The sequence below is a fragment of the Streptomyces sp. NRRL S-495 genome (assembly GCF_000966955.1).
Taxonomy (GTDB): Bacteria; Actinomycetota; Actinomycetes; order Streptomycetales; family Streptomycetaceae; genus Kitasatospora; species Kitasatospora purpeofusca.
In genome coordinates this window covers 1-499 of the sequence record NZ_JZWY01000288.1, presented here as the reverse complement: position 1 = coordinate 499, position 499 = coordinate 1, and the positions used below count along the sequence as shown (strand labels likewise).

Here is a 499-nt window from a genome sequence, read left to right as displayed (position 1 = left end):
GGCACCCGCCTGGTAGCGAGGGGCCCGCACCGCGTACATGATGCCCGGTGCGGGCCCCTCGGCATTGCGCCACCACGCGTTCCCCGGCCGTTCAGGCCCCCTGGCTCCCAGCCAGCGCCGGGGGATGGCCCGGATGATGACCACGGCCGCCATCACCCCCGTCACCACGCGGGTCAGCGCCGGCGACGAGGAACTGGCCCGCATCACCGGCGCCCGCGTGCCCACCGGCATCCCCACCGTGATCGCGGCCCCCGTCGTCGAACGCCCCCGCCGCAGCCGCCCCGCCTACGCGGGAGCCGACGCCCGCGCAACCGCCACAGGCCGCGACAACCAGGGCTCCTCCGGCCGCCGCCGGGCCCCCACGTACGCGCTAGGCGCAGAGCAGTCTCGGCCCGCTCCGGCGCACCCACCGGCCGTTCCACCGCCAGTGCCCTGACTACCGCCGGTCCCGGCGGTGGATACGCGAAGGAGTCCGCCCATGACGATCACCCTCGAACGC

At 76.2% G+C, this 499-nt stretch carries 1 protein-coding gene; it reads right to left on the bottom strand.

The window, feature by feature from the left end:
- A partial coding sequence (locus VR45_RS48645; protein ID WP_234325990.1) for a hypothetical protein occupies positions 1-231 on the bottom strand: 231 nt, incomplete at its 3' end.
- Positions 232-499: the final 268 nt, after the last annotated feature.